The following is a 21887-nucleotide window of genomic DNA, read 5'->3' on the forward strand; positions in this document are numbered from 1 at the left end:
GCGGCGCCATGATCGAGATCAGCTTCGGTAAATTGCTGCTGCTCGCGGTAGTCGCGCTCATCGTGCTCGGCCCCGAGCGCCTCCCCCATGCCGCGCGCACGGCGGGCGCCCTGCTGCGGCGTATGCGCAACGGCTGGGACAGCGTCAAGTCCGAAGTCGAGCGGGAGATCCAGGCCGAGGAAATCAAGCGCACCCTGCGCGAGACGGCCGAGAACGCCCGTGCCACCCACGACAGCGTGCGCGACGACATCCGTGCCGCCGGCAACAGTGTCCGCGAGGATTTCCGCGCGGCGGCGGGCGAGGCACGGCAGGCCGGCGAGCAGGCCGGCGAGCAGGCCCGCGACGCTTACGCCGATGCGCCGGTAGCCCACACCGAGGGCCGCGTGCCCGATCCGGCACGCGACATGCTCCCCCTGGCCTACGGCGAATCCACGCCGCCCCGGAACGAATCGCATGAGCCCCGTTGATTCCGGCCCCAGCGACGACGTCGTCGAAGAAGGCCTGTTCTCCCACCTGATCGAACTGCGCTCCCGCCTGCTGCGCGCCATCGTGGTCCTGCTGGTGGTGTTGCTGGCCCTCGTGCCCGTGGCCAACCACCTCTACGCCGAACTGGCCAAGCCGCTGGTCGAGCGCATGCCGCAGGGCGCGCACCTGATCGCCACGGAGGTTGCCAGCCCGTTCGTCACCCCGTTGAAACTGGCGTTCTTCTGCGCGCTGTTCATCAGCATGCCGATGATCCTCTACCAGCTGTGGGCCTTCGTCAGCCCCGGGCTGTACCGGCACGAAAAGCGCCTGGCCCGGCCGTTGCTGGTGGCGTCGCTGGTGCTGTTCTACTCAGGCTGCGCGTTCGCCTATTTCGTCGTGTTGCCGGCGGCGTTCAAATTCCTCAATGCGGTCACGCCCGACGGCGTGGCGATGATGACCGACATCACGCATTACCTCGATTTCGTCATGCTGATGTTCTTCGCCTTCGGTCTGTGCTTCGAAGTGCCGGTGGCGGTGGTCATCCTGGCCGCGGTCGGCATCGTGGATGCGGAAAAACTCAGCAAGGGCCGGGGCTACGCCATCGTCGGCGCGTTCGCCATCGCGGCGTTCATCACGCCGCCCGACCTGCTGTCCATGGTGATGCTGGCGGTGCCCATGTGCATCCTCTACGAACTCGGGCTGCTTGCCGTGAAGTTCCTGCTCAAGCCCGCGCCGGCAGACCCCGTCGCCTGAACCCAGGGGCCGCATCGCGCGCGGCAGCGGCCCGTGCGCGTCACGGCCTGCGGCGCGCCGGCCTGCTACGGGGTGTGCGTGGCCGCGCGACCCAGTGCCAGGCCCTTCAGTACGTTCAGTGCCTGCGACAGCGCGTAATCCTGGGTGGCCAGCTTGCCGTCGTCATCGGCGGTGCTCTTCTCGTCGGCCGAGGCTTTTTCGTTGACCAGGTGGTTGGGCAGGTCGGCCTCGGAGCCGATCAGCTGAGGCGATGTCTCGCTCTTGGTCACGGCGAGATCGGCCAGCGCGATATCCGGCTTGATCCCCTCGGCCTGGATGGAGGTGCCATTGGGCGTGTAATACCGCGCCGTGGTGATCTTCACCGCGTGTTCCGCGTCCAGCGGCAGCACGGTCTGCACCACGCCCTTGCCGAACGTGCGCCGGCCCATGATCAGCGCGCGATGGTTGTCCTTGAGCGCACCGGAGACGATCTCCGCCGCGGACGCCGTGCCGTTGTCGGCCAGGATGATCATCGGTGCGCCCTTCAGCAGGTCGCCCGGGTGCGCGTCGAAGCGCAGGTTGGCGTCCTGCAGGCGGCCCTTGGTCGTGACGATGGTGCCTGCGTCGAGGAAGGTATCGGCCACGCCCACGGCCGTGGTCAGCAGGCCGCCGGGGTTGGAGCGCAGGTCCAGTACCGCGCCCTTGGGTGCGCCGTTCTTCGCGATCCATGCCGCCAGCTTCGTGTCCAGGTCGGTCGAGGTGTCTTCCTGGAACTGGCTGATGCGGATATAGACATACCCCGGATCGAGCTGACGGAGCTTGACGCTGGTGACCGCGATGCGTTCGCGCACCAGCGGCACATCGATCGGCTTGTCCGATTTCTCGTGCAGGATCGTCAGGGTGACCTTGCTGCCGGGATCGCCGCGTAATTTCTTGAAGGCGTCGTCGATGTTCTGGCTGTCGACGACCGTGCCGTCCACCTTGAGGATGGTGTCGCCGGCCTTGATGCCGCCGCGCGAGGCGGGCGTGTCGTCGATCGGCGAGACGATCTTCAGCATGCCGTCCACCTGCAGTACCTCGATGCCCAGGCCACCGTACTGGCCCGTGGTGTCTTCGTCGAGTTCGGCCAGGCCTTCCTTGTCGAGGTATTCGCTGTGCGGATCGAGGTTCTGCAGCATGCCGCCGATGGCGGCCTTCATGATCGTCTTGTTGTCCAGCTTCTCGACATAGGCCTGCTGGACGATGTGATACACCCGCGTGAAATTGCGAATGTCTTCCAGGTCGACCGTGTCGTCCGCCTGGCTGGCCACCTTGGCGGCCGACGTGGACGACGCGGCGGGCGCATCGGGCTGCCGGATGGGCGTCGGCTTCGCCTGCTGAGCGTCAGCGGCAGGAACCGCCATCGCGCCGGCAAGTGCCAGTGCGAGGGCGAGACGAAGGGGGTGCTGGCGCATGCGTGTCTCCGGGATCAATGCTTCTTGCTCAACCAGCCGCGCGCATCGATGGGCTTGCCGCCCTGGCGCAGCTCGAAGTACGCGCCGTTGTCACCGGCGGGCGCGGCAGCCGTGCCGACGGCTTCGCCGGCCTCCACCATGTCACCCACGCCGTGCAGCAGCGTCTCGTTGTTGCCGTACATGCTCATGAATCCGTTGCCGTGGTTGACGATGATCATCATGCCGTAGCCGCGCAGGAAGTTGGCGAACACCACCCGGCCGCGTGCCACCGCTTTTACCTCGCTGCCGCGCGGCGCGACGATGATCACGCCGCTGCCGAACGCGTGCACCGGCCCGTTGGTCGGCCACGGCAGGCTGCCGCGCAGGTTGCCCACCGGTGCGGCGGCGGGCGCGCCCTTGGGCGCCGGTGCGGGCTCGGCCGCCTTGGCCGCCTCGTCGATCACTTTCTGCAGTCGCGCGACCAGCGCGTTCATGTCCTGCTCGTTCTGTTTGAGGGCGGCGATGCGCTGGGCCTGGTCCTTGTATTTCGAATCCGCCTCGGCCACCAGTTTCGCCTGGCTGGTCCGCTGCTTCTCCAGTTCGGCGGCGCGTGCCTCGCGCTCCGCCCGGGTGGCCTCGAGCTTCTGCTGTTCGGCCGTGATGGCAGCTTCGACCTCCTGCAGGCGGGAAAGATCCGCCAGCAGCCCGTGGATATTCTCGACCCGGTTGTCCTGGAAGTAACGTGAATACGCCAGGGCGCGGGATATCCGGTTGACGTCCTCGTCGCCCAGCAGCAATTGCAGGTCGGAACCACGGCCCAGCGTGTAGGTGGCGCGCAGCAGGTCGCCCAGGGCATCCTTCTGCTTCGAAAGACCGGCTTCCATGCTGGCGCGCTGCGCGTTCAGCTGTTCGAGGTCGTGCTGGCGCTGCTGCAGGTCGCCGTCGGTGGCGCGCACGGCCTTCGCCGCAGCCGAGACCTGCTCGGCCTGTTTCGCCAGCGCGGCATTGGCGCTGTCGCGGGCGTTGGCCGTCTCGCGCTGTTCCTTCGTCAGGTTGTCGATGTCCTTGCGGACACCTTCCAGCTTCTGCCGGGTTTCGTCCTGCTGCGTCCGCGCCTTCACCTCCTGTGCCGCCAGGGCGGGTGGCGTGGGCGAGAGGGAGGCAGCGGCGAGGGCAAGGATGAAGGCGAGGCGGGGACGTGGGCGCATCCGGCGATTATTACCCATCCCGGGGGCGGGCCGCCTGTCCGTGCCGAGAGCACCCCGAACGGCTTCCGTCGCATCCCGCCGCCGTCGCCGGTCGTCGGCCGTACCGTCTGCCTCCATGGGCCACGAAAGGCTGGTATGCCCGCGCAGGCGTTGACGGGCGCCATTCGCGACCAGTGGTCTGCGGGGCGCGCCCGTAAGAATTTCGTTGCATTCGTGTTTGGACGTCCGAACGCTTTGACGCGCCGCGGCAAATGTGACTAAAGTGGGTCGCTCGTCCTCTGCGCATGCGTGAAGAGTCGGCCGTTCCAGGCCGTGGGGCCACGCATGCGCCACCCCAGCAAAACCAAGCCACCAGGAGGCGGATGGTGAAGCAAGGCATTCCGCGCCTCTATGACGAGGCGTTCGAACACGACAGCTGCGGCTTCGGTCTCGTCGCGCAGATCGACGGTCACGCCAGCGCCGCGCTGGTCGACACGGCGTTCGACGCACTCGCCCGTCTTTCCCACCGCGGTGGCGTCAATGCCGACGGCATCAGCGGCGACGGCTGCGGCGTGCTCATCCGGCGTCCGGTGGAGTGGCTGCGCGCGCTCGCTGGAGAAGCGGGCATCACGCTGGCCACGCACTTCGCCGCGGGCGTGGTGTTCCTCGATCCGCAGGGCGACGATGCCGCGGCCCGGGTGCTCGAGGACGAGCTGGCGGCGGTGAAACTTTCTGTCGCCGGCTGGCGCGATGTCGCCGTCGATACCGCGGCCTGCGGCCCGCTGGCTGCGTCGTCCATGCCGCGCGTGCGGCAGGTATTCGTCGACGCCCCGGGCGACATGCCCGTCGCGGCGTTCGAGGCCGCGCTGTTCCGGGCGCGTCGTCGCACGGAACTGCGCCTTGCCGACGACAGGCAGTTCTACGTGGTCTCGCTGTCCGGTGAGGTCATCGGTTACAAGGCCATGGCCGCGCCCGGCCGCCTGCGCCAGGTGTATCCCGACCTCGCCCATCCGGCTCTGGTGGCGGACGCGGTGGTCTTCCACCAGCGCTTCTCGACCAACACCTCGCCGCAGTGGCGACTGGCCCAGCCTTTCCGCCTGCTGGCGCACAACGGCGAGATCAACACCATCCGCGCCAATCGTCGCTGGATGCAGGCACGCACGGCCGTCATGCGCTCCGAGCACGTTGACCTGTCGGACATCGGTCCGCTGGTGCGCCAGAGTGGCTCGGACTCGGAAAGCCTCGACAACGCCCTCGAAGTGCTGCTGATGGGTGGCATGGACCTGCTCACCGCCATGCGTGTGCTGGTGCCGCCGGCCTACGCCGCGCGCGAGGACATCGACGAAGACCTCGCCGCGTTCTACGAGTATTACGCGCTGCATAGCGAGCCCTGGGACGGCCCGGCCGGCCTGGTCATCTGCGACGGCCGCTATGCCGCCTGCACGCTGGACCGCAACGGCCTGCGTCCGGCGCGCTGGGCGCTCTCGGACGACAACCACCTGATCGTGGCCTCCGAAGCCGGCCTGTGGGATGTCCCGTCGGCGCGCATCGTCGCCAAGGGTCGCCTGGCGCCGGGCGAGATGATCGCCGTCGATTTCCGCGAGCATCGCCTGCTGCGCGATGCCGACATCGATGCGATCAACCGTGGGCGTGCCCCGTTCCGCGACTGGCTGCGCGAAGGCGTCACCTATCTCGAATCCGACCTGATCGATCCCAGCCTGGCCGCCGAGCCCTTGCCGGCGGACGAACTGCGCCGCTACCAGAAGCTCTTCGGCCTGTCGCGGGAGGAGTGCGAGTCGGTACTGAAGGTGCTGGCCGAAACCGAAGCCGAGGCCACCGGTTCGATGGGCGACGACACGCCCATGGCCGTGCTGTCGCGGCAGATCCGCCCGCTGTTCGATCGCTTCCGCCAGGGCTTTGCCCAGGTGACCAACCCGCCGATCGATCCGCTGCGCGAGCGGCTGGTGATGTCGTTGGTCACGCAGATCGGCCAGGAGCGCAACATCTTCGACCTCGGGCCGGAGAACGCCCGGCAGATCCTGCTCAATTCGCCGATCCTGTCGCAGCGCAAGCTGCGACAGATCCTGGCCAATCCCGAGTACGCGGACACGCCGCGTTTCGACCTCATGTACGGCGCCGACGAAACCCTCGAGCAGGCGCTGGCCCGCCTCTGCGACGAGGCGGAAGCCGCCGTGCGCAAGGGCGTGCGCATCGTGTTCCTGAGCGACCGCTACCCACGTCGCGACCTCCTGCCCATCCACGCGCTGCTGGCCACCGGCGCCGTGCATGCGCGGCTGGTCGACAAGGGCCTGCGCTGCCAGTGCAACATCATGGTCGAGACCGCCACGCCGCGCGATCCCCACCACTTCGCCTGCCTGATCGGTTTCGGTGCCACGGCCATCTATCCGTGGCTGGCCTACCAGAGCCTGTTCGACATGGGCCGCAGCGGGCACATCCGCAACGGCGAGGGCGCGCCGCGCGAGATCGGCCGCAACTACCGTCGCGGTATCCGCAAGGGCCTGTTGAAGATCCTCTCGAAGATGGGCATCTCCACCGTGGCGGGCTATCGCGGTGCGCAGCTGTTCGAGATCGTCGGCCTGTCGCCGGAAGTGGTGGCAGCCTGTTTCCCGGGTACGCCATCGCGTATCGGTGGCTCCACCTTCGACGACCTGGAACGCGAGCAACGCCTGCTGGCCGCGGAAGCCTGGGACGAGGCGCACGCGCTGCGTGCCGGCGGCCTGTTCAAGTACGTGCACGGTGGCGAATTCCACATGTACAACCCCGATGTGATCGCCACGCTGCAGGTGGCGGTGCGCACGGGCAACTACGCCGACTACGAAGCCTACGCGCACCATGTGGACACGCGACCGCCTTCGGCACTGCGCGACCTGCTGGTGCCGAGCGTCGGTACGCCGATCCCGCTGGACCAGGTCGAGCCCGTAGAGGACATCCTCCGCCGCTTCGACTCCGCGGGCATGTCGCTGGGCGCCCTGTCGCCGGAAGCACACGAGGCGCTCGCCATCGCGATGAACCGGCTCGGTGCGCGCAGCAACTCGGGCGAAGGCGGTGAGGATCCCTCGCGCTACGGCACCGAGCGCGCGTCGAAGATCAAGCAGGTGGCCTCGGGTCGTTTCGGCGTCACCCCCAGCTACCTGGTCAACGCCGAGGTGTTGCAGATCAAGATCGCCCAGGGCGCCAAGCCGGGCGAGGGCGGCCAGTTGCCCGGACACAAGGTCGACGCCACCATCGCGCGACTGCGTTACGCCAAGCCGGGCATCGGCCTGATCTCGCCGCCGCCGCACCACGACATCTATTCCATCGAAGACCTGGCCCAGCTGATCCACGACCTCAAGGAAGTGAATCCCAAGGCGCTGATCTCGGTCAAGCTCGTCTCGCACGCCGGCGTGGGCACAGTGGCCGCGGGCGTGGTGAAAGCCGGCGCCGACCTGATCACCGTGTCCGGCCACGACGGAGGCACCGGCGCCAGCCCGCTCACCTCGATCAAGTACGCGGGCACGCCGTGGGAACTGGGCCTGGCGGAAACCCAGCAGACGTTGCGCCTGAACGACCTGCGCGGTCGCGTGCGCCTGCAGACGGACGGTGGCCTGAAGACCGGCCTCGACGTCATCAAGGCTGCGCTGCTGGGTGCGGAAAGCTTCGGCTTCGGCACCGGCCCGATGGTGGCGCTGGGTTGCAAGTACCTGCGCATCTGCCATCTCAATAATTGCGCCACGGGCGTGGCCACGCAGCATCCCGTGCTGCGGCAGAAACACTTCATCGGCCTGCCCGAGATGGTGATGAACTACTTCCGCTTCATTGCGGAGGATGTCCGTCGCCACCTCGCGCAACTGGGCGTGCGTTCGCTGGCCGAGCTGATCGGCCAGAGCGGCCGCCTGGAACAGCGCGAGGGCGTTACCATCGTGCAGGAGCGCCTGGACCTGGCCCCGCTCATCAGCGAGGACGGCCTGGGTACGAAGGTGGACTTCGCCTGCACCTTCGCACGCAACCCCATGCGCGATCCGGCCACCCTCGCCAGCCGCATCGCCGCGGAAACCCGTGAAGCGGTCACGGATGGGCTGGGCGGCAGCTTCACCTATCCCATCGTCAACACCGACCGCGCCATCGGCGCGCGCCTTTCCGGTGACGTGGCGCGTCGCTGGGGCGACATGGGCATGAGCGGCAAGCCGGTCAACCTGCACCTGTTCGGCTCCGCCGGGCAGAGCCTCGGTGCATGGAATGCCGCCGGCGTGCATATCGACCTCACCGGCGAGGCCAATGACGGCGTGGGCAAGGGCATGGCGGGCGGTCGCCTGGTCATCCGTCCGCCGGGGGATTCACCCTTCGCCAGCCAGGATGCCTCGATCATCGGCAACACCTGCCTCTACGGCGCGACCGGCGGTGAGCTTTACGCCGCGGGCCAGGCCGGTGAACGCTTCGCCGTACGCAATTCCGGCGCGCTGGCCGTCGTCGAGGGTGCGGGCGATCACTGCTGTGAATACATGACCGGCGGCGTGGTGGCGGTGCTGGGTCGCACCGGGCTGAACTTCGGCGCGGGCATGACCGGCGGCTTCGCCTACGTGCTCGACATCGAGCGCAACTTCGTCGATTGCTACAACCACGAACTCGTCGACATCGTGCGTATCTCGCACGAGGGCATGGAACACTACATGCAGCACCTGCGCCAGCTCATCGCCCGGCATGCCGAGCTCACCGACTCCGCCTGGGGCCGCCAGGTGCTGGGCGATTTCCGTGGCCTGCTGCAGCGGTTCTGGCTGGTCAAACCCAAGGCCGCCAGCCTCGATGCGCTGGCGGAAGAACTGCGGAGTGCCGCATGAGCAGCAAGGATTTCCGTTTCCTCGAGATCCCCCGGCAGACACCGCGCACGGTGCCGGTCGCCGTGCGTGTGCTGGGGTACGGCGAAATCTCCGGCGATTTTGCCCCGCCGGAAGCCGCCGCCCAGTCCGAGCGCTGCATCGACTGCGGCAACCCCTACTGCGAGCACGCCTGCCCGGTGCACAACTACATCCCGAACTGGCTGAAGCTGGTCCAGGACGGACGGCTGTTCGAAGCGGCCACGCTGATGCACGAGACCAATCCGCTGCCGGAAATCTGTGGTCGCGTATGCCCGCAGGATCGCCTGTGCGAGGGCGCATGCACGCTGGAGCAGGGCGATTTCGGCGCCGTCACCATCGGCAGCGTCGAGCGCTGGGCCACGGATGAAGCCATCCGCCAGGGCTGGCGCCCCGACCTGTCACGGGTGAAGGACACCGGTGCGCGGGTGGCCATCGTCGGTGCCGGTCCGGCCGGGCTGTCCTGCGCGGATCGCCTGCGTCGCGCGGGCATCGCTGCCGATGTGTTCGACCGGCAGCACGAGATCGGCGGCTTGCTGACGTTCGGCATCCCGCCGTTCAAGCTCGACAAGGCGATCGTGCGCACGCGGCGCATGGTGCTCGAGGGCATGGGCGTCACTTTCCACCTCGGCGTGGAGATCGGTCGCGACATCGCGTTCGAGGATCTGCTCGCCGATTACGACGCCGTGTTCGTCGGCACCGGTGCGTACACCTACGTGGACGGCCAACTGGAAGGTCGTGACCTGGCAGGCGTGCACGATGCCTTGCCCTTCCTCATCGGCAACACCGAGCGGCTGCTGCGCGACGAGGAGCCGTCCGCCGAGTACGACCTCGCCGGCAAGCATGTCGTGGTGCTCGGCGGTGGCGATACCGGCATGGACTGCAACCGCACGGCCATCCGCCTCGGCGCCGCCTCGGTCACCTGCGTGTACCGTCGCGACGAGCCGAGCATGCCCGGCTCGCGCCGCGAAGTCGGCTATTCGCGCGAGGAGGGCGTGCGCTTCCTGTTCCAGCGCCAGCCCATGGCCCTGCTGGGTGAGGACGGCCGCATCACCGCCGTTCGCGTCGTCGAAACCCAACTGGTGGCGGGCCTCGACGGTCGCCCGCGCCCGCAGAACATCGAAGGCAGCGAAACCGACCTGCCGGCCGACGTCGTCATCCAGGCCTTCGGATTCCAGCCGAGTCCGCCCGACTGGTGCGACGCCTTCGGCATCGAACGCGATCACAGCGGACGCATCACGGTGGGTGGCGAAGGTCGCCTGCCGCTGCAGACCAGCCATCCGCAGGTGTTCGCCGGTGGCGACAATGTGCGCGGCGCCGATCTGGTCGTCCGTGCCGTCTACGACGGCCGCGAAGCCGCCGCCTCCATCGTCCGCCTGCTCGCCACCGCAAAACACACGGCCCCCCTCCGCCAGGCCGTGTAGGAGCGCACGATGTGCGCGATGGGCGCGCGTCATGGTCATCGTGACCAAGGGGGCGCACAATGGGCGCATGCCGCTGCACGCCCCGACGCTGCCATGTGCCTGATCGCTTTTGCCTGGCGCGCCCACCCGCAGTGGCGTTTGGTGCTGGTCGCCAACCGCGACGAGTTCCATGCGCGGCCGACGGCGCCGCTGGCCGCGTGGGACGAGGCGCCGCAGATCCTCGCGGGTCGTGACCTCGAGGCGGGCGGTACCTGGGCCGGCGTCGCCCCGGATGGACGCGTCGGTGTGATCACCAACGTGCGCGACATGCATGCCGACCACAGTGGCCTGTCACGGGGCCTGCTGGTGGCCGACTATCTCGGCGCCACGTTGCCCGCACGCACCCACGCCATCGAACTGATGGCCAGCGCGCGGGACTATCGACCGTTCAACCTGCTGACCTTCGATCATGACGACGCGTACTACCTGGGCAACCACCCGGTGGCTCGTGCGCAGCCGGTGGCCGCCGGCGTGCATGGCCTGAGCAATGCCGACTTCAACGCGCCGTGGCCGAAGACGCGCGCGCTGGTCCAGCGGCTTGGCGACTGGCTGGCGCAAGACGGCAGCGGCGACCCTGACAGGCTGTTCGCGCTGCTGGCCGATCGCGGCGTCTGGCCCGACGATGTGCTGCCGGACACGGGTATCGGCATCGAACGCGAGCGTTTCCTCTCCAGCGCGTTCATCGTCGGGGAACACTACGGCACGCGCGCCAGCACCGTGATCCTCGTCGACAACGAGGGACGCACGATGATCGGCGAGCGTCGCTTCGGGCCCCACGGCGTGTTCGAGGGCGAGACCCTCATCCACGCCGACGTGCCGCGCTGATTCGACCTTTCCCCAGCGGAAAGGCTCTTTTGCCCGGCCGGCAATTGATCCCCGCCGGCTGCGCCCCGACGATAAGGTGATCCTTTTCCTGTCCGGAGCTACCCCATGCACATCGATCTCAGCCAGCGCCATGCCATCGTCACCGGCTCCACTGCCGGCATCGGCCTGGCCATCGCCACCGGCCTGGCCGTCGCGGGGGCTGCCGTGGTCGTGACCGGGCGCACCCAGGCCCGTGTGGACGACGCCATCGCTGCCGTGAAGAAAGCCGCGCCGAACGCCACCGTCACCGGTGTGGCGGCCGACCTTGGCACGGCCGAAGGGGCGGCGACGCTGACCCGCGCCGTGCCGGACACCGACATCCTGGTGAACAACCTGGGCATTTTCGAGCCGAAGGATTTCTTCGCCATCGACGACGCGGAATGGACGCGCTTCTTCGAAGTGAACGTGAACTCGGGCGTTCGCCTGTCGCGTCATTACGCCAAGGGCATGGCCGAACGTGGCTGGGGCCGCGTGCAGTTCATCTCGAGCGAATCGGGTGTGCAGGTGCCGGCCGAGATGGTCCACTACGGCGTGACGAAGACGGCCCAGCTCGGTGTGTCGCGCGGCCTGGCCGAGGTGCTGGCCGGTACCGGCGTTACCGTCAATGCGATCCTTCCCGGGCCGACCCTGTCGGAAGGTGTCAGCGAGTTCTTCGGCAAGATCGCGAAAGAACAGGGCATCGCGATGGAAGCGGTGGAGAAGGACTTCATCCAGACCCATCGTCCCACGTCGCTGATCAAGCGCCTGCTCAGCGTGGAAGAGGTCGCCAACGCCTCGGTGTACCTCGCCTCCGAACAGGCCTCCGGCACCACCGGCGCCGCGATCCGTGTCGATGGCGGCGTGACACGCTCGATCGTCTGACCGCGCGGGCTACAACTGGCACAGCACCCGGGCGAAGGTGCCGTCGTCGCGTTGGTAGTCCGGCCGTGCCCCATGGAACCGCTCGGTGGTCGAGGCCACCGAGCCCACCCTATCCATGCGGAACGACTTCCAGCCATGGGACGCGCCCGACGTGCTGCCACCGCTGACCTGGTAGGCACTGAGCAGGCGGTCGCCGGCGTGGTCGTCGCCGTAGACGTGCGGCTGTACCAGCCGGCGCGACCCACCGTATTCGATGACAAGCATGCGCCGCTCTCGGATTGCCTCGCAGATAAGCGTATCGTCCTGCGCGCGCATGACGTTGCGTCAGCCCACGTCGCCGTCGACATAGAACCAGCGCCCGTCTTCACGCACGAAACGGCTGGTCTCCTGCATGCGCTCCGCACGGCCGCCGCTCATGCGCAGGCGCGCCACGAACGCGACGATGGCCGTGTCGGCCGAGGGGTTTTCGTGGCGTTTCACGGACAGCCCCAGCCAGGTAGGTCGAGGCGACTGCGTGGCCAGTCCGAGCGCCGGTGGACGCGTGGACACATGCCATGTGTCCAGCAGGTAGGCCTCCAGGTCCAGGACATAGGCGCTGTAGCGCGAGCGCATCAGCGCTTCGGCCGTCGGGGCGGCCTCACCGGCGTGCCAGCGGCCGCAGCAGGTGGCGTAGGCCTGGCCGCTGCCGCATGGGCAGCGGCCGGGCTTGCCCGAACCAGCCGATGAGTCGCCGGCAGCCATGGCGTCAGTCGACCTTGCCCGAGACGATCAGCGGGCCGAGGTCGTAGCCCATCGACACCGCGCGCGCCTTGAGTTCCTCGAAGGTCTTCCGGTCCAGCGAGGGCTCGCGGGACAGTATCCAGAGGTACTTGCGGCCCGGTTGGCCGATCATCGCCCAGCGGTAGTCGTCGTCCAGCGCGATCACCCAATAATCGGCCCAGACCAGCGGCACCCACGACAGCCACGCCGGCGCGAACCGCACCTGCAGCTTGCCCAGCGCGAACGGCTCGGGCCGTCGTGCTACGCCATCGCTGGCGATGGTCTTACCCTCGGCGGTCACGCAGGCGTTGTGTACGGAGACCGTGCCGTCGGGCCGGGGCGTGTAATGCGCGGTGACATCCTTCTCGCACTTGCGCTGGAACCACATGGGCAGCCGTGCGATCTCGTGCCAGGTACCAGCGTACCGATCCAGGTCGAGGTGGGAAACGGCCGTGACTGGGGTGCTGGCGAGGGTGCCGGTGGTGGCCATGGAGAGGAGGAGGGCCGTGAGGGCGATGCGCATGGTGTAGATCCGGGGGAACGATCCCCTACGATGCGCACCGGGGCTTGAACCCCGTTTGAACTTGCGGACGACACCCCAACCCTGGCCTTTCACCGCGTCAGCAGGACCACCCGCACGCAGAGGGCCACCGCGTCGGCAGCGAGCCGCACCGTGCGTGGCCCGATGGCGCTGTCCCCCGGGACACACGCCACGCCGTCCACCTCGGCATGGCCCCGTGCCAGGTGCAGCAATGCCACGTCCTGATGTTCGAGCATGGCTGGGCCCCGTTCGACATCGACATGGCCCCGTGCATGACTGCGCCGGACCATCAGGTTGAAATCGCGGGTGGCACCACCGGCCAGGGCGACCTCGACACGCGACTCGCCCGCAAAAGCGAACGGTACGCAGGGTGTGGTCAGCGCGTGCACGCGGTTTTCGTCGAGGGTCATGGTGAAGCCGTTGCCGTCCAGCAGCACGATGGTCCGGTCGATGCCGGGAAACACCGAGAACGGCGAGGCCGTGTCGACCTCCGCGATGCTGGCGCGCCAGAGGAAATCGTCCATCGTCGCGCCGGCGGGTTCGACCCGGATCTCGCGCGTAACGCCCAGCCCGTTCTTCCACGGCACGGCACGCAGCCCGGCAAAACCGATCACGCTCACGCGACGCGCTCGATATCGCGCGCGAACGGGGGCAGGGCCCGCAGCATGCCGGTGCCGTAGCGCTTGGTGACCACGCGGCGATCCAGCAGCACGATGCGACCGGTGTCGGTTTCCGTGCGGATCAACCGGCCGCAATACTGCGTGAGGATGCGGGTGGCATCCGGCACGCTCACCTCGATGAACGGGTTGCGCCCGCGCGATTCCAGCCACTCCGCATAGGTGGCGCCGACCGGATCGGTAGGCACCGCGAACGGTAGCTGCGTCACCACCACCGTTTCGCACAGCTTGCCGGGCAGGTCCAGGCCTTCGCCGAACGAGGCCAGGCCGAACAGCGTGCTGCCCTTGCCGGCCTCGATGTCCTCGCGGTGCTCGGTGATCAACTGCTGCTTGGACAGCGACCCCTGCGCGCGCACCTTGCGGACGAACTCGATCGGCAGTGTCTGCAGCACGCGGTCGAGCTTGGCCCGCGAGGTGAACAGCACGAGGTTGCCGGCGTCCCAGTCGAGGTGTTGCGCCAGCCACGCGGAGATCTCGCGGGCGTGCCCTTCGCGATCGTCGGGCAGGGTCTTCATGCTGGGTACGCTCAGGGTGGCCTGGCGTTCGAGGTCGAACGGCGAGGGCAGGCTGAGCGTCACGGCGTCGTTGGGCAGGCCAACCGCATCCGCGAAGCCGCGGAAATTACCGCCGGCGCTGAGCGTCGCGGACGTCATCACCACCGCGGATGCGTTGTCCCACAGCACGTTGCGCAGCAGGCCGCCGGCCGATACGGCGGAGGCGTGGCAGACCAGTTGCTGTTCCGGCGTCATGCTGACCCAGCGTGCCAGTGGCGGACCGGTTTCGCTGTCGTCGGTGGACCACGCGTACCAGGTCTTCACCTGCCGCTCGAGTCGCTCCAGGGCCACGCCCAGCTCGCGCGACAGGGCTTCCTGGGTCGGGCCGCCCGCTTCCATTTCCACGACCGTGCGACGCACCGCACGCAACCAGCGCTGGATGTCGCGGGTGATGAGGTGCAGGTGCTCCGCGTGCATCTTCCAGTTTTCCGGAAGCTGGCCCAGCGATGCGCGGAACACGGGCTCGGTCTCGTTCGACGACGGTGTCCACGTCATGCGGATCTCGCGCTCGATCTCCTCCAGGGCGTTGGACATGGCGAGCATCTTCTCGTCCCCGGCCTCCAGCGTGAGGTTGCCGATGCTCTCCTTGTCGGTGAGCGAATAGGCGCCGTGGATCTGGTTCTGCAGGCGGCCCATGCGACGCACCGTGGTGGCCAGGTGCACATCCGCTGCGCCACGATCGATGGCTTTGGCGGGCACATGGTGCGCCTCGTCGAAGATGTAGAGCGTGTCTTCGGGCTTGGGCAGGATCACGCCGCCGAAGGTGTCCTCGTCGCGCGGCATGGTCAGGTCGGCCAGCACCAGGTCCTGGTTGGCCACGACGATGTCGGCCTCGCCGATGGCTCGCCGGGCGACGAAGAACGGGCACACGGCGAAGGCGCCGCACTTGCGCCCCGTGCAACCGCCGGCGCTCGTGGTGATCATGCCGCGCACCAGGTCGGACAGCGGCTCGGGGCTGGTGTCGATGTCGCCGCTCCACTCGCGCGATTCGAAAGCCGCGGCCAGTTTCTCGACCGCCCTGGTGTCGCGCTCCGCCGGGGGACGTGACCACAGGGCCAGGTCGGCATCGAAATCGAAGCCGGTCTGCGCGGCGGGCTCGGCGCCGGCCATGCGCAGGTTGCGCGGGCACAGGTAACGTCCGCGGCCCTTGGCCAGGGCGATCTTCGCTTCCACGCCGCATAGGCTGAGGTATTGCGGGATGTCCCGCTGCACCAGCTGTTCCTGCAACGCCACGGTGGCGGTGGCGATCACCAGCTTCTTCTTCTGGGCGCGCGCCACTTCCAGGCCGGCGATGAGATAGGCCATGGACTTGCCGGTGCCCGTGGGCGCTTCGATCACGGCGGCGCCAGCGGGCTCGGCCAGTGCCTTGGCCACCTCGGCGATCATCTTCAGCTGGGCCGAGCGCCCCCGGAAGCCCGCAAGACCGTCCTTCAGCCGCGTGTAGGCGGCGCGGATCGCGGCTTTGGTGTCGTCGGTGAGCATCGATGGGTACAAAGAGAGGTGAGGCAACCGGACAAGGTTACCTCATCGACGTCTCACCCCATGACGCTCAGGCGTGACGGACGATGCCGGCAGGAGGTGTGGGCAGGCCGGCCACCAGGCCAGCGACGACGAAGGTGTGTTCTTCCCAGGTGCCGTCCGCTTGCTGCACGTGGATTTCCACCGGCAGGCCCAGGCTGTCGGACATGGCGGGGGCGAGGTCTTCCGCGGCGGCGATGGCCAGCGCCTGGCTGGCGTAGCGCGCCAGCGGCGCGGAAGCTCGGCGGACGACCCAGGGACCCTGCGGGGCCGTGCAATAAGGAATGAAGAGCTGTGCGGAGCTGGAAGCCATGGGACCCTCACTGACGGTTGGGTGGACCAGACGATGGGCCGGTGTGACGACCACGTAGCCAACCTACGCCGGCAGGGCTAAAAATGCCGTTAACCGCGGCGGAAGCAGTGCGCCGCGTGGCTATCGATCAGGCCGGTGGCTTCCATCCAGGCGAACACGATGGTGGGGCCGACGAAAGTGAAGCCGCGCTGCTTCAGCGCCCGTGAGACCTGCGCGGAAAGCGGGCTGTTGGGCGGGACGGCGCCTTCCCAGACGAGGGGGGTGCCGCCCACGAAATCCCAGCAGAAGCGGGAAAAGTCCTCCCCGGCCTGCTGCATGGCCAGGTAGGCCCTGGCATTGCCGATCGCCGCGGCGATTTTCGCCCGCGAGCGGATGATCCCGGGATCGGCGAGCAACCGCTCGATGTCGGCCGGGCCGTAAGCCGCCACGACCTCCGGCACGAACCCTTCGAACGCCCGGCGAAAGCCGTCGCGGCGGGCCAGGATGGTGCGCCAGGACAGGCCGGCCTGGAAACCGTCCAGGACCAGTTTTTCCCAGAGGCGGCGCCCGTCATGCTCGGGCACGCCCCATTCGCGATCGTGGTAATCGCGCAGCAGTTCATCGGCATCGCCCCAGGCACAGCGGCGAAAGCCTTCGCTCATCCGGCGATGCCCAGGTAATCCAGCTTGCCGATGGGTAGACCCTGGTGGCGGAGAATGTCGTACGCCGTGGTCACGTGGAAAAAGAAGTTGGGCAGGGCGAAGGTCAGCACGTAGCTCTGGCCGGTGAAGGTGTACTCGGTGTCGCGGAATGTGCGGGCGATGGTGCGCGATGAGCCCGCCTCGATGGCATCGCGATCGACCGACCCGATCCACGCGGCGGTGGCGTCCAGGCGCTTGCGCAGGTCGTCGAAGCTGGCCTCGTTATCCTCGAAGGAGGGTGCCTGGGCCTCGCTCAGCCGGGCCACCGCGAACTTCGCGGTGTCGCTCGCGCGCTGGATCTGCCCGGTGAGGGTGAGCATATCCGGCGCAAGCCGGGCTTCCAGCAGCGCGGACGCATCGGTGGCATGTGCTTCCGCCTTGGCCAGCAGGTCGGAGAGCACGCGAAGGCCACGTGCGAAGACGGGCACCGTGGCGTCGTACAGGGAGATGGACATGGGCATTCCGGGCGAAGTTATTGCGTCGATCTGGGGCCGCCGGACGTTTCCACAAGGTCTCGCGGCCCGCGGCGCCAGGGGCTACCATCGGCCGTCTTACCCCTTCACATCGCGGGTTCCCATGGATGCTCCCACCGCCGCGCCCGACGCCATCGTCGCGATCCGCGGACTGACCAAAGAATACAAAAGCGGCCATCGCGCGCTCAACGGTGTCGACCTCGACATCCGGCGTGGCGAGATCTTCGCGTTGCTGGGCCCGAACGGCGCCGGCAAGACCACCCTGATCAGCATCGTCTGCGGCATCGTCAACGGCACCGGCGGCAGCGTGCTCGTCGACGGCCACGATATCCGCAAGGATTTCCGTGCCGCGCGCAGCCTGATCGGGCTGGTGCCGCAGGAGCTTTCCACGGATTCGTTCGAGACGGTATGGGCCACGGTCAAGTTCAGCCGCGGCCTGTTCGGCAAGGCGCCCAACCCCGTGCACCTGGAGCGCATCCTGCGCGACCTGTCGCTGTGGGACAAACGCGATTCCAAGATCATGGCGCTGTCCGGCGGCATGAAGCGGCGCGTGCTCATCGCCAAGGCCCTGGCACACGAGCCGCGCGTGCTGTTCCTGGACGAGCCCACGGCGGGCGTGGATGTCGAGTTGCGCCACGACATGTGGCAGATGGTCCGCCGCCTGCGCGAGTCCGGCGTCACCATCATCCTCACCACGCACTACATCGAGGAAGCCCAGGAGATGGCCGACCGCATCGGCGTCATCAACCGCGGCGAGATCGTCATCGTCGAGGAGAAACAGACGCTGATGCGCAAGATGGGCAAGAAGCAGCTGACGCTCTCGTTGCAGACCCCGCTGGACGCGGTGCCGGATGGCCTGCGTGAGTGGCCGCTGGAACTCGGTGCCGACGGCACGTCGCTGATCTACACCTTCGACACGCAGGGCGACGACACCGGTATCGCGGTGCTGCTGCGCAAGCTGAGCGACCTGGGTATCGACTTCAAGGACCTGCATTCGAGCGAGAGTTCCCTCGAGGACATCTTCGTAAGCCTGGTAAGGGGTGGCGCATGAACTTCCACGCGATCCGCGCCATCTACCGCTTCGAGATGGCCCGTACCTTCCGCACGCTGATGCAGAGCATCGCCTCGCCGGTGCTGTCCACCTCGCTGTATTTCGTGGTGTTCGGCGCGGCCATCGGCTCGCGCATGGGCGCCATCGGCGGCGTGAGCTACGGGGCGTTCATCATCCCCGGCCTGATCATGCTGTCGCTGCTCAACGAGAGCATCTCCAACGCGTCGTTCGGCATCTACATGCCCAAGTGGGCCGGCACCATCTATGAGCTGCTTTCGGCCCCGGTGTCGTACGTGGAGGTAGTCATCGGCTACGTCGGCGCGGCGGCGACCAAGTCGGTGATCCTGGGGCTGCTGATCCTTCTGACCGCACGGCTGTTCGTGCCTTACGAGATCCAGCATCCGGTGTGGATGGTGGCCTTCCTGTTGCTGACCGCAGTGACCTTCAGCCTGTTCGGTTTCATCATCGGCCTGTGGGCCGACGATTTCCAGAAGCTGCAGGTGGTGCCGCTGATGGTGATCACGCCGCTCACCTTCCTCGGCGGCAGCTTCTACTCCATATCGATGCTGCCGCCCGCGTGGCAGACGATCACGATGTTCAATCCGGTGGTCTATCTGGTCAACGGCTTCCGCTGGAGCTTCTACGGCCAGGCCGACGTGAACGTGCTGGTGAGCGTGGGCGCAACGGTGGGCTTCCTGCTGGTCTGCCTCACGGCGGTGTGGTGGATCTTCCGTACCGGGTGGAAACTCAAGTCGTAAGCGCCGCTGTCGCGGCGCGTCGACAGGGTTCCTCGCTACGATAAGGCGATGAACCCCGCCGACGCTCGTACCGACACCGCCACGCATGCCAGCCGCCTGCATCGCGCGCAGGCGATGCTGGACCGGATGTTCCGTGCCATGCCGCTGGGTGGCCGCGTGCGCACCGGGATATTCATGGCGCTGAAGACCGTGGTCGCCGCCAGCGTCGCCTATCTCATCGGGCATGCGCTGCATACCGGCCAGGCGTACTGGGCGGCGATCAGCGCCGTGGCGGTCGTCCAGCCACGCTTCGGCGACACGCGTGGGGCCGGGCGCGATCGCATCGTGGGCACCGCGTTCGGTGGCGTGGCCGGCCTCTTCGGGCTGTGGATCGGCGGCGCAGGCAACCTGGTGTCCTTCTGCGTGGCGCTTCCCGTCGTCACCGTGGCCTGCTGGATATTCAACGCCGGTGCCGCGGCACGGGTGGGCGGCATCACCTCGGCGATCCTCCTGCTCGTGCCCAACACGGGCCCCTTGTGGGAAACCGCCCTTTATCGCCTCGGCGAGGTGTTGCTCGGTAGCGCCTGCGCGCTGGCCATCGGCTGGCTGGTTTCGCGCATCGAGGAGCGCGTCGAAGGCACGATCCGGAAGGAGGATGACGATGCACCGACAGCGGCACCATGAACACCACCGGCTGGACCGGATCGGCTGGTTGCGTGCGGCCGTGCTCGGCGCCAACGACGGCATCCTCTCCACGGCCAGCTTGCTGGTGGGCGTGGCGTCGGCGGCCACGGGCGTCGGCAATGTGATGCTGGCGGGCATCGCCGGCCTGGCGGCCGGTGCCATGTCGATGGCGGCGGGCGAATACGTTTCGGTGCGCTCGCAAGCCGACAGCGAGCATGCGGAGCGCACGCTGGAATCGCGCGAACTGGCGGAAGACCCGGTCGGCGAGCACCGGGAGCTCACCGAGATCTACGTGTCTCGCGGGCTCGATCGCACGCTGGCGCGCACCGTGGCGGACCAGCTGATGGCGCACGACGCATTGGGTGCCCACCTGCGCGACGAACTTGGCCTGTCGGAAGCCACCGCGGCGCGCCCCCTCCAGGCGGCGGCCGCGTCCGCGGCAAGCTTCGCCGCGGGCGCCGTGCTGCCTATCGCCGCCGCGGCGCTTGCGCCACGGTCGGCCATGACCGCCGCGGTCGTGGTCGTGTCCCTGTTCGCGTTGGCCGGGCTTGGTGCTACGTCGGCGCGACTGGCGGGTGCCGGCGTGCTCCGTGGCACCCTGCGCATCGTGTTCTGGGGTGCGGCGGCCATGGCGCTGACCGCGGCGGTGGGCAGCCTGTTCGGCGTCAGCCGATGACGCAGCGGTTACGGCCGCCGTTCTTGGCGGTGTAGAGCGCGAGGTCGGCGCGGTCGAACACCGTCTGCGGCGTGTCGCCGGCCTGGAACTGGGCCAGGCCGATGGAAGCGGTAACGCGCACCGGCTGCCGGCTGGCATGGAAGGCCAGGTGCTGGATCTTGCCGCGCAGGCGCTCGCACACCTGGAGTGCTTCGTTCTCGTCGGCGCCGTCGAACAGCACGATGAATTCCTCGCCGCCGTAGCGGGCGACGAAATCGCACGGGCGCACGTGCTTCACCAGGGCCTGGCCGATGATGCGCAGCACGGCGTCGCCCGCGGTGTGGCCGTAGGTATCGTTGATGCTCTTGAAATGGTCGATGTCGATCGCTGCGACGCAAAGCGGCCGGCCGGCCGTCTGCCAGGCGTTGAATGCCACCTCGATGCGTTTTTCGTAAGCCAGCCGGTTGGGCATCCCGATCATGGTGTCGGTCTGCGCCAGCTCGTGCTCGCGCTCGAGGGAGCGCTGCAGGGCGTTGCGTTCGGTTTCCAGTTGCTCGATGCGCTGGCGCATCTTTTCCGCGCGCTCGCGGTACGCGGTCAGCCGGCCGCCTTCACGGTCGCGGAACTCGCGGAAACACTCGGCGATGGTCTCCAGGCTGTCGCCCACCCGCTCGCGCAGCTCGTGGATGTCTTCCAGTTCCAGTGCCGCTTCGCCGAGCAGGCGCATCTCGTGCGCTACCGAGGCATCCAGTGCCTGGCCGTTGGCCTCACCGGTGTTCTGGTCGGCCAGCTCGCGCGACATGTACTGGCTCATTTCGTCCAGACGGCCGGTGACATGGCGGAGCACCGCTTGCAGGGCTTCTATCTCGCGTTGCAGGCCGATGCGCTGCTCGTTGACCAGGTCGGCCAGGCGGTCGCCGCAGACGGCCAGGGCCACCAGGTCACCGGCATCGGCCACGTCGTGGCGCAGGTCGCTGGCGCGATCGGCGAGCTTGGGCAGCACCACGATGCGATCGACCAGGCGGCTCAGCGCCGACTGCACGGACGAACCGTGTTCGCTGCGCGGTGCGCGGACCAGGGCGACCGAGCGTTCCTCGAGGGTGGCCTGGGGATGGTCGCCCAGGTGGTCCAGCGCCTCGCTCAGCCCGTGGACCAGCGGCTCGAGCAGCATCGCATCCACCGGGCCGTGCAGGGCGGTGGCGACGCGTTCGATATGCGGGTCGACCTGATCGTGGGCCCCATGCGCGGCACGGCCCAGGCAACCCACGAGCTGACGTAGCAGAGACTCGGCGGTCCGCCACTGGTTCTCCTCACGGGTCAGTCGGTCGACAGCCTCGTGGTATTTGCTTTCCCATAGCTGGTTGTCCAACGCACGCCCCAACCATCGTGT

General features: G+C 67.9%; 21 protein-coding genes. 10 read left to right on the top strand and 11 right to left on the bottom strand.

The genetic code is table 11. From position 1 onward, the window contains the following. Positions 1-8 precede the first annotated feature (8 nt). Positions 9-467, top strand: coding sequence for a Sec-independent protein translocase protein TatB (gene tatB / locus FA89_RS06555; protein ID WP_036139374.1), 459 nt, complete (start codon positions 9-11; stop codon positions 465-467). After that, positions 454-1218: a twin-arginine translocase subunit TatC gene (tatC, locus tag FA89_RS06560; protein ID WP_036139376.1), complete on the top strand. Its 765-nt coding sequence runs from the start codon at positions 454-456 to the stop codon at positions 1216-1218. The genes tatB and tatC overlap by 14 nt, the downstream gene beginning before the upstream one ends. A 65-nt stretch (positions 1219-1283) precedes the next feature. Here tatC and FA89_RS06565 read toward each other — a convergent pair whose 3' ends face one another. Continuing rightward, positions 1284-2651, bottom strand: a complete 1368-nt coding sequence (locus tag FA89_RS06565) for a S41 family peptidase (RefSeq protein ID WP_036139379.1) — start codon at positions 2649-2651, stop codon at positions 1284-1286. A gap of 14 nt (positions 2652-2665) precedes the next feature. Beyond that, positions 2666-3838 carry a murein hydrolase activator EnvC family protein gene (locus FA89_RS06570; RefSeq protein ID WP_051938580.1) on the bottom strand — a complete coding sequence of 391 codons (1173 nt, stop codon included), beginning with the start codon at positions 3836-3838 and terminating at the stop codon, positions 2666-2668. 362 nt (positions 3839-4200) lie between these two features. Between FA89_RS06570 and gltB the strand changes: the two genes are divergently transcribed. The 4 genes from gltB (at position 4201) to FA89_RS06590 (ending at position 11855) form a co-directional block, all read left to right on the top strand. Then, the gene (gene gltB / locus FA89_RS06575) at positions 4201-8652 is read left to right on the top strand and encodes a glutamate synthase large subunit (RefSeq protein WP_036139381.1); all 4452 of its coding nucleotides are present in this window, start codon (positions 4201-4203) and stop codon (positions 8650-8652) included. Then, positions 8649-10091 (top strand): glutamate synthase subunit beta, encoded by a 1443-nt coding sequence (locus tag FA89_RS06580; RefSeq protein WP_036139383.1) that lies wholly within the window; start codon positions 8649-8651, stop codon positions 10089-10091. The genes gltB and FA89_RS06580 overlap by 4 nt, the downstream gene beginning before the upstream one ends. Positions 10092-10184: 93 nt before the next feature. Beyond that, positions 10185-10955, top strand: coding sequence for an NRDE family protein (locus FA89_RS06585; protein WP_036139385.1), 771 nt, complete (start codon positions 10185-10187; stop codon positions 10953-10955). A 105-nt stretch (positions 10956-11060) separates the two neighbouring features. Then, on the top strand, positions 11061-11855 hold the full coding sequence (locus FA89_RS06590) for an SDR family NAD(P)-dependent oxidoreductase (RefSeq protein ID WP_036139388.1): 795 nt from the start codon (positions 11061-11063) through the stop codon (positions 11853-11855). Positions 11856-11864: 9 nt separating this feature from the next. Here the strand turns inward: FA89_RS06590 and FA89_RS06595 are convergent, their stop codons facing one another. From FA89_RS06595 to FA89_RS06630, 8 genes are all read right to left on the bottom strand, one after another. After that, positions 11865-12119 (bottom strand): hypothetical protein, encoded by a 255-nt coding sequence (locus FA89_RS06595; protein ID WP_051938581.1) that lies wholly within the window; start codon positions 12117-12119, stop codon positions 11865-11867. 60 nt (positions 12120-12179) lie between these two features. Next, positions 12180-12596: a YchJ family protein gene (locus FA89_RS06600; protein WP_036139394.1), complete on the bottom strand. Its 417-nt coding sequence runs from the start codon at positions 12594-12596 to the stop codon at positions 12180-12182. A gap of 4 nt (positions 12597-12600) precedes the next feature. Continuing rightward, positions 12601-13137 (bottom strand): lipocalin family protein, encoded by a 537-nt coding sequence (locus FA89_RS06605; protein ID WP_036139396.1) that lies wholly within the window; start codon positions 13135-13137, stop codon positions 12601-12603. A gap of 89 nt (positions 13138-13226) precedes the next feature. Then, the gene (locus tag FA89_RS06610) at positions 13227-13775 is read right to left on the bottom strand and encodes a HutD/Ves family protein (protein WP_240003860.1); all 549 of its coding nucleotides are present in this window, start codon (positions 13773-13775) and stop codon (positions 13227-13229) included. After that, positions 13772-15868, bottom strand: coding sequence for an ATP-dependent DNA helicase DinG (dinG, locus tag FA89_RS06615; RefSeq protein WP_051938582.1), 2097 nt, complete (start codon positions 15866-15868; stop codon positions 13772-13774). Before dinG ends, FA89_RS06610 begins: the two co-directional genes overlap by 4 nt. A gap of 67 nt (positions 15869-15935) precedes the next feature. Beyond that, a complete protein-coding gene (locus tag FA89_RS06620) occupies positions 15936-16217 on the bottom strand; it encodes a DUF2188 domain-containing protein (RefSeq protein ID WP_036139400.1) in 282 nt (93 codons plus the stop codon). 89 nt (positions 16218-16306) lie between these two features. Continuing rightward, a complete protein-coding gene (locus FA89_RS06625) occupies positions 16307-16858 on the bottom strand; it encodes a DNA-3-methyladenine glycosylase I (protein WP_036139402.1) in 552 nt (183 codons plus the stop codon). Beyond that, complete coding sequence (locus FA89_RS06630; protein WP_036139406.1) at positions 16855-17352, bottom strand: DUF1993 domain-containing protein; 498 nt, start codon at positions 17350-17352, stop codon at positions 16855-16857. The genes FA89_RS06625 and FA89_RS06630 overlap by 4 nt, the downstream gene beginning before the upstream one ends. Positions 17353-17473: 121 nt before the next feature. Between FA89_RS06630 and FA89_RS06635 the strand changes: the two genes are divergently transcribed. The 4 genes from FA89_RS06635 to FA89_RS06650 are packed head-to-tail and all read left to right on the top strand — an operon-like array spanning position 17474 to position 20518. After that, the gene (locus tag FA89_RS06635) at positions 17474-18421 is read left to right on the top strand and encodes an ABC transporter ATP-binding protein (protein ID WP_036139408.1); all 948 of its coding nucleotides are present in this window, start codon (positions 17474-17476) and stop codon (positions 18419-18421) included. Further along, a complete protein-coding gene (locus FA89_RS06640; protein WP_036139409.1) occupies positions 18418-19179 on the top strand; it encodes an ABC transporter permease in 762 nt (253 codons plus the stop codon). Before FA89_RS06635 ends, FA89_RS06640 begins: the two co-directional genes overlap by 4 nt. A gap of 48 nt (positions 19180-19227) precedes the next feature. Beyond that, positions 19228-19842, top strand: coding sequence for an FUSC family protein (locus FA89_RS06645; RefSeq protein ID WP_051938583.1), 615 nt, complete (start codon positions 19228-19230; stop codon positions 19840-19842). Continuing rightward, positions 19820-20518: a VIT1/CCC1 transporter family protein gene (locus FA89_RS06650; protein ID WP_185754260.1), complete on the top strand. Its 699-nt coding sequence runs from the start codon at positions 19820-19822 to the stop codon at positions 20516-20518. The genes FA89_RS06645 and FA89_RS06650 overlap by 23 nt, the downstream gene beginning before the upstream one ends. Here FA89_RS06650 and FA89_RS06655 read toward each other — a convergent pair. Then, a complete protein-coding gene (locus FA89_RS06655) occupies positions 20508-21866 on the bottom strand; it encodes a GGDEF domain-containing protein (RefSeq protein ID WP_036139415.1) in 1359 nt (452 codons plus the stop codon). The two genes, FA89_RS06650 and FA89_RS06655, sit on opposite strands and share 11 nt — an antisense overlap. Positions 21867-21887 lie beyond the last annotated feature (21 nt).

Source organism: Luteibacter sp. 9135, assembly GCF_000745005.1.
Taxonomy (GTDB): Bacteria; Pseudomonadota; Gammaproteobacteria; order Xanthomonadales; family Rhodanobacteraceae; genus Luteibacter.

Bases quoted from the DNA above. Each gene is read 5' to 3' on its own strand.
- tatB (WP_036139374.1), top strand. From the start codon at position 9: ATGATCGAGATCAGCTTCGGTAAATTGCTGCTGCTCGCGGTAGTCGCG.
- tatC (WP_036139376.1), top strand. From the start codon at position 454: ATGAGCCCCGTTGATTCCGGCCCCAGCGACGACGTCGTCGAAGAAGGC.
- FA89_RS06565 (WP_036139379.1), bottom strand. From the start codon at position 2,651: ATGCGCCAGCACCCCCTTCGTCTCGCCCTCGCACTGGCACTTGCCGGC.
- FA89_RS06570 (WP_051938580.1), bottom strand. From the start codon at position 3,838: ATGCGCCCACGTCCCCGCCTCGCCTTCATCCTTGCCCTCGCCGCTGCC.
- gltB (WP_036139381.1), top strand. From the start codon at position 4,201: ATGGTGAAGCAAGGCATTCCGCGCCTCTATGACGAGGCGTTCGAACAC.
- FA89_RS06580 (WP_036139383.1), top strand. From the start codon at position 8,649: ATGAGCAGCAAGGATTTCCGTTTCCTCGAGATCCCCCGGCAGACACCG.
- FA89_RS06585 (WP_036139385.1), top strand. From the start codon at position 10,185: ATGTGCCTGATCGCTTTTGCCTGGCGCGCCCACCCGCAGTGGCGTTTG.
- FA89_RS06590 (WP_036139388.1), top strand. From the start codon at position 11,061: ATGCACATCGATCTCAGCCAGCGCCATGCCATCGTCACCGGCTCCACT.
- FA89_RS06595 (WP_051938581.1), bottom strand. From the start codon at position 12,119: ATGCTTGTCATCGAATACGGTGGGTCGCGCCGGCTGGTACAGCCGCAC.
- FA89_RS06600 (WP_036139394.1), bottom strand. From the start codon at position 12,596: ATGGCTGCCGGCGACTCATCGGCTGGTTCGGGCAAGCCCGGCCGCTGC.
- FA89_RS06605 (WP_036139396.1), bottom strand. From the start codon at position 13,137: ATGCGCATCGCCCTCACGGCCCTCCTCCTCTCCATGGCCACCACCGGC.
- dinG (WP_051938582.1), bottom strand. From the start codon at position 15,868: ATGCTCACCGACGACACCAAAGCCGCGATCCGCGCCGCCTACACGCGG.
- FA89_RS06620 (WP_036139400.1), bottom strand. From the start codon at position 16,217: ATGGCTTCCAGCTCCGCACAGCTCTTCATTCCTTATTGCACGGCCCCG.
- FA89_RS06625 (WP_036139402.1), bottom strand. From the start codon at position 16,858: ATGAGCGAAGGCTTTCGCCGCTGTGCCTGGGGCGATGCCGATGAACTG.
- FA89_RS06630 (WP_036139406.1), bottom strand. From the start codon at position 17,352: ATGTCCATCTCCCTGTACGACGCCACGGTGCCCGTCTTCGCACGTGGC.
- FA89_RS06635 (WP_036139408.1), top strand. From the start codon at position 17,474: ATGGATGCTCCCACCGCCGCGCCCGACGCCATCGTCGCGATCCGCGGA.
- FA89_RS06640 (WP_036139409.1), top strand. From the start codon at position 18,418: ATGAACTTCCACGCGATCCGCGCCATCTACCGCTTCGAGATGGCCCGT.
- FA89_RS06645 (WP_051938583.1), top strand. From the start codon at position 19,228: ATGAACCCCGCCGACGCTCGTACCGACACCGCCACGCATGCCAGCCGC.
- FA89_RS06650 (WP_185754260.1), top strand. From the start codon at position 19,820: ATGCACCGACAGCGGCACCATGAACACCACCGGCTGGACCGGATCGGC.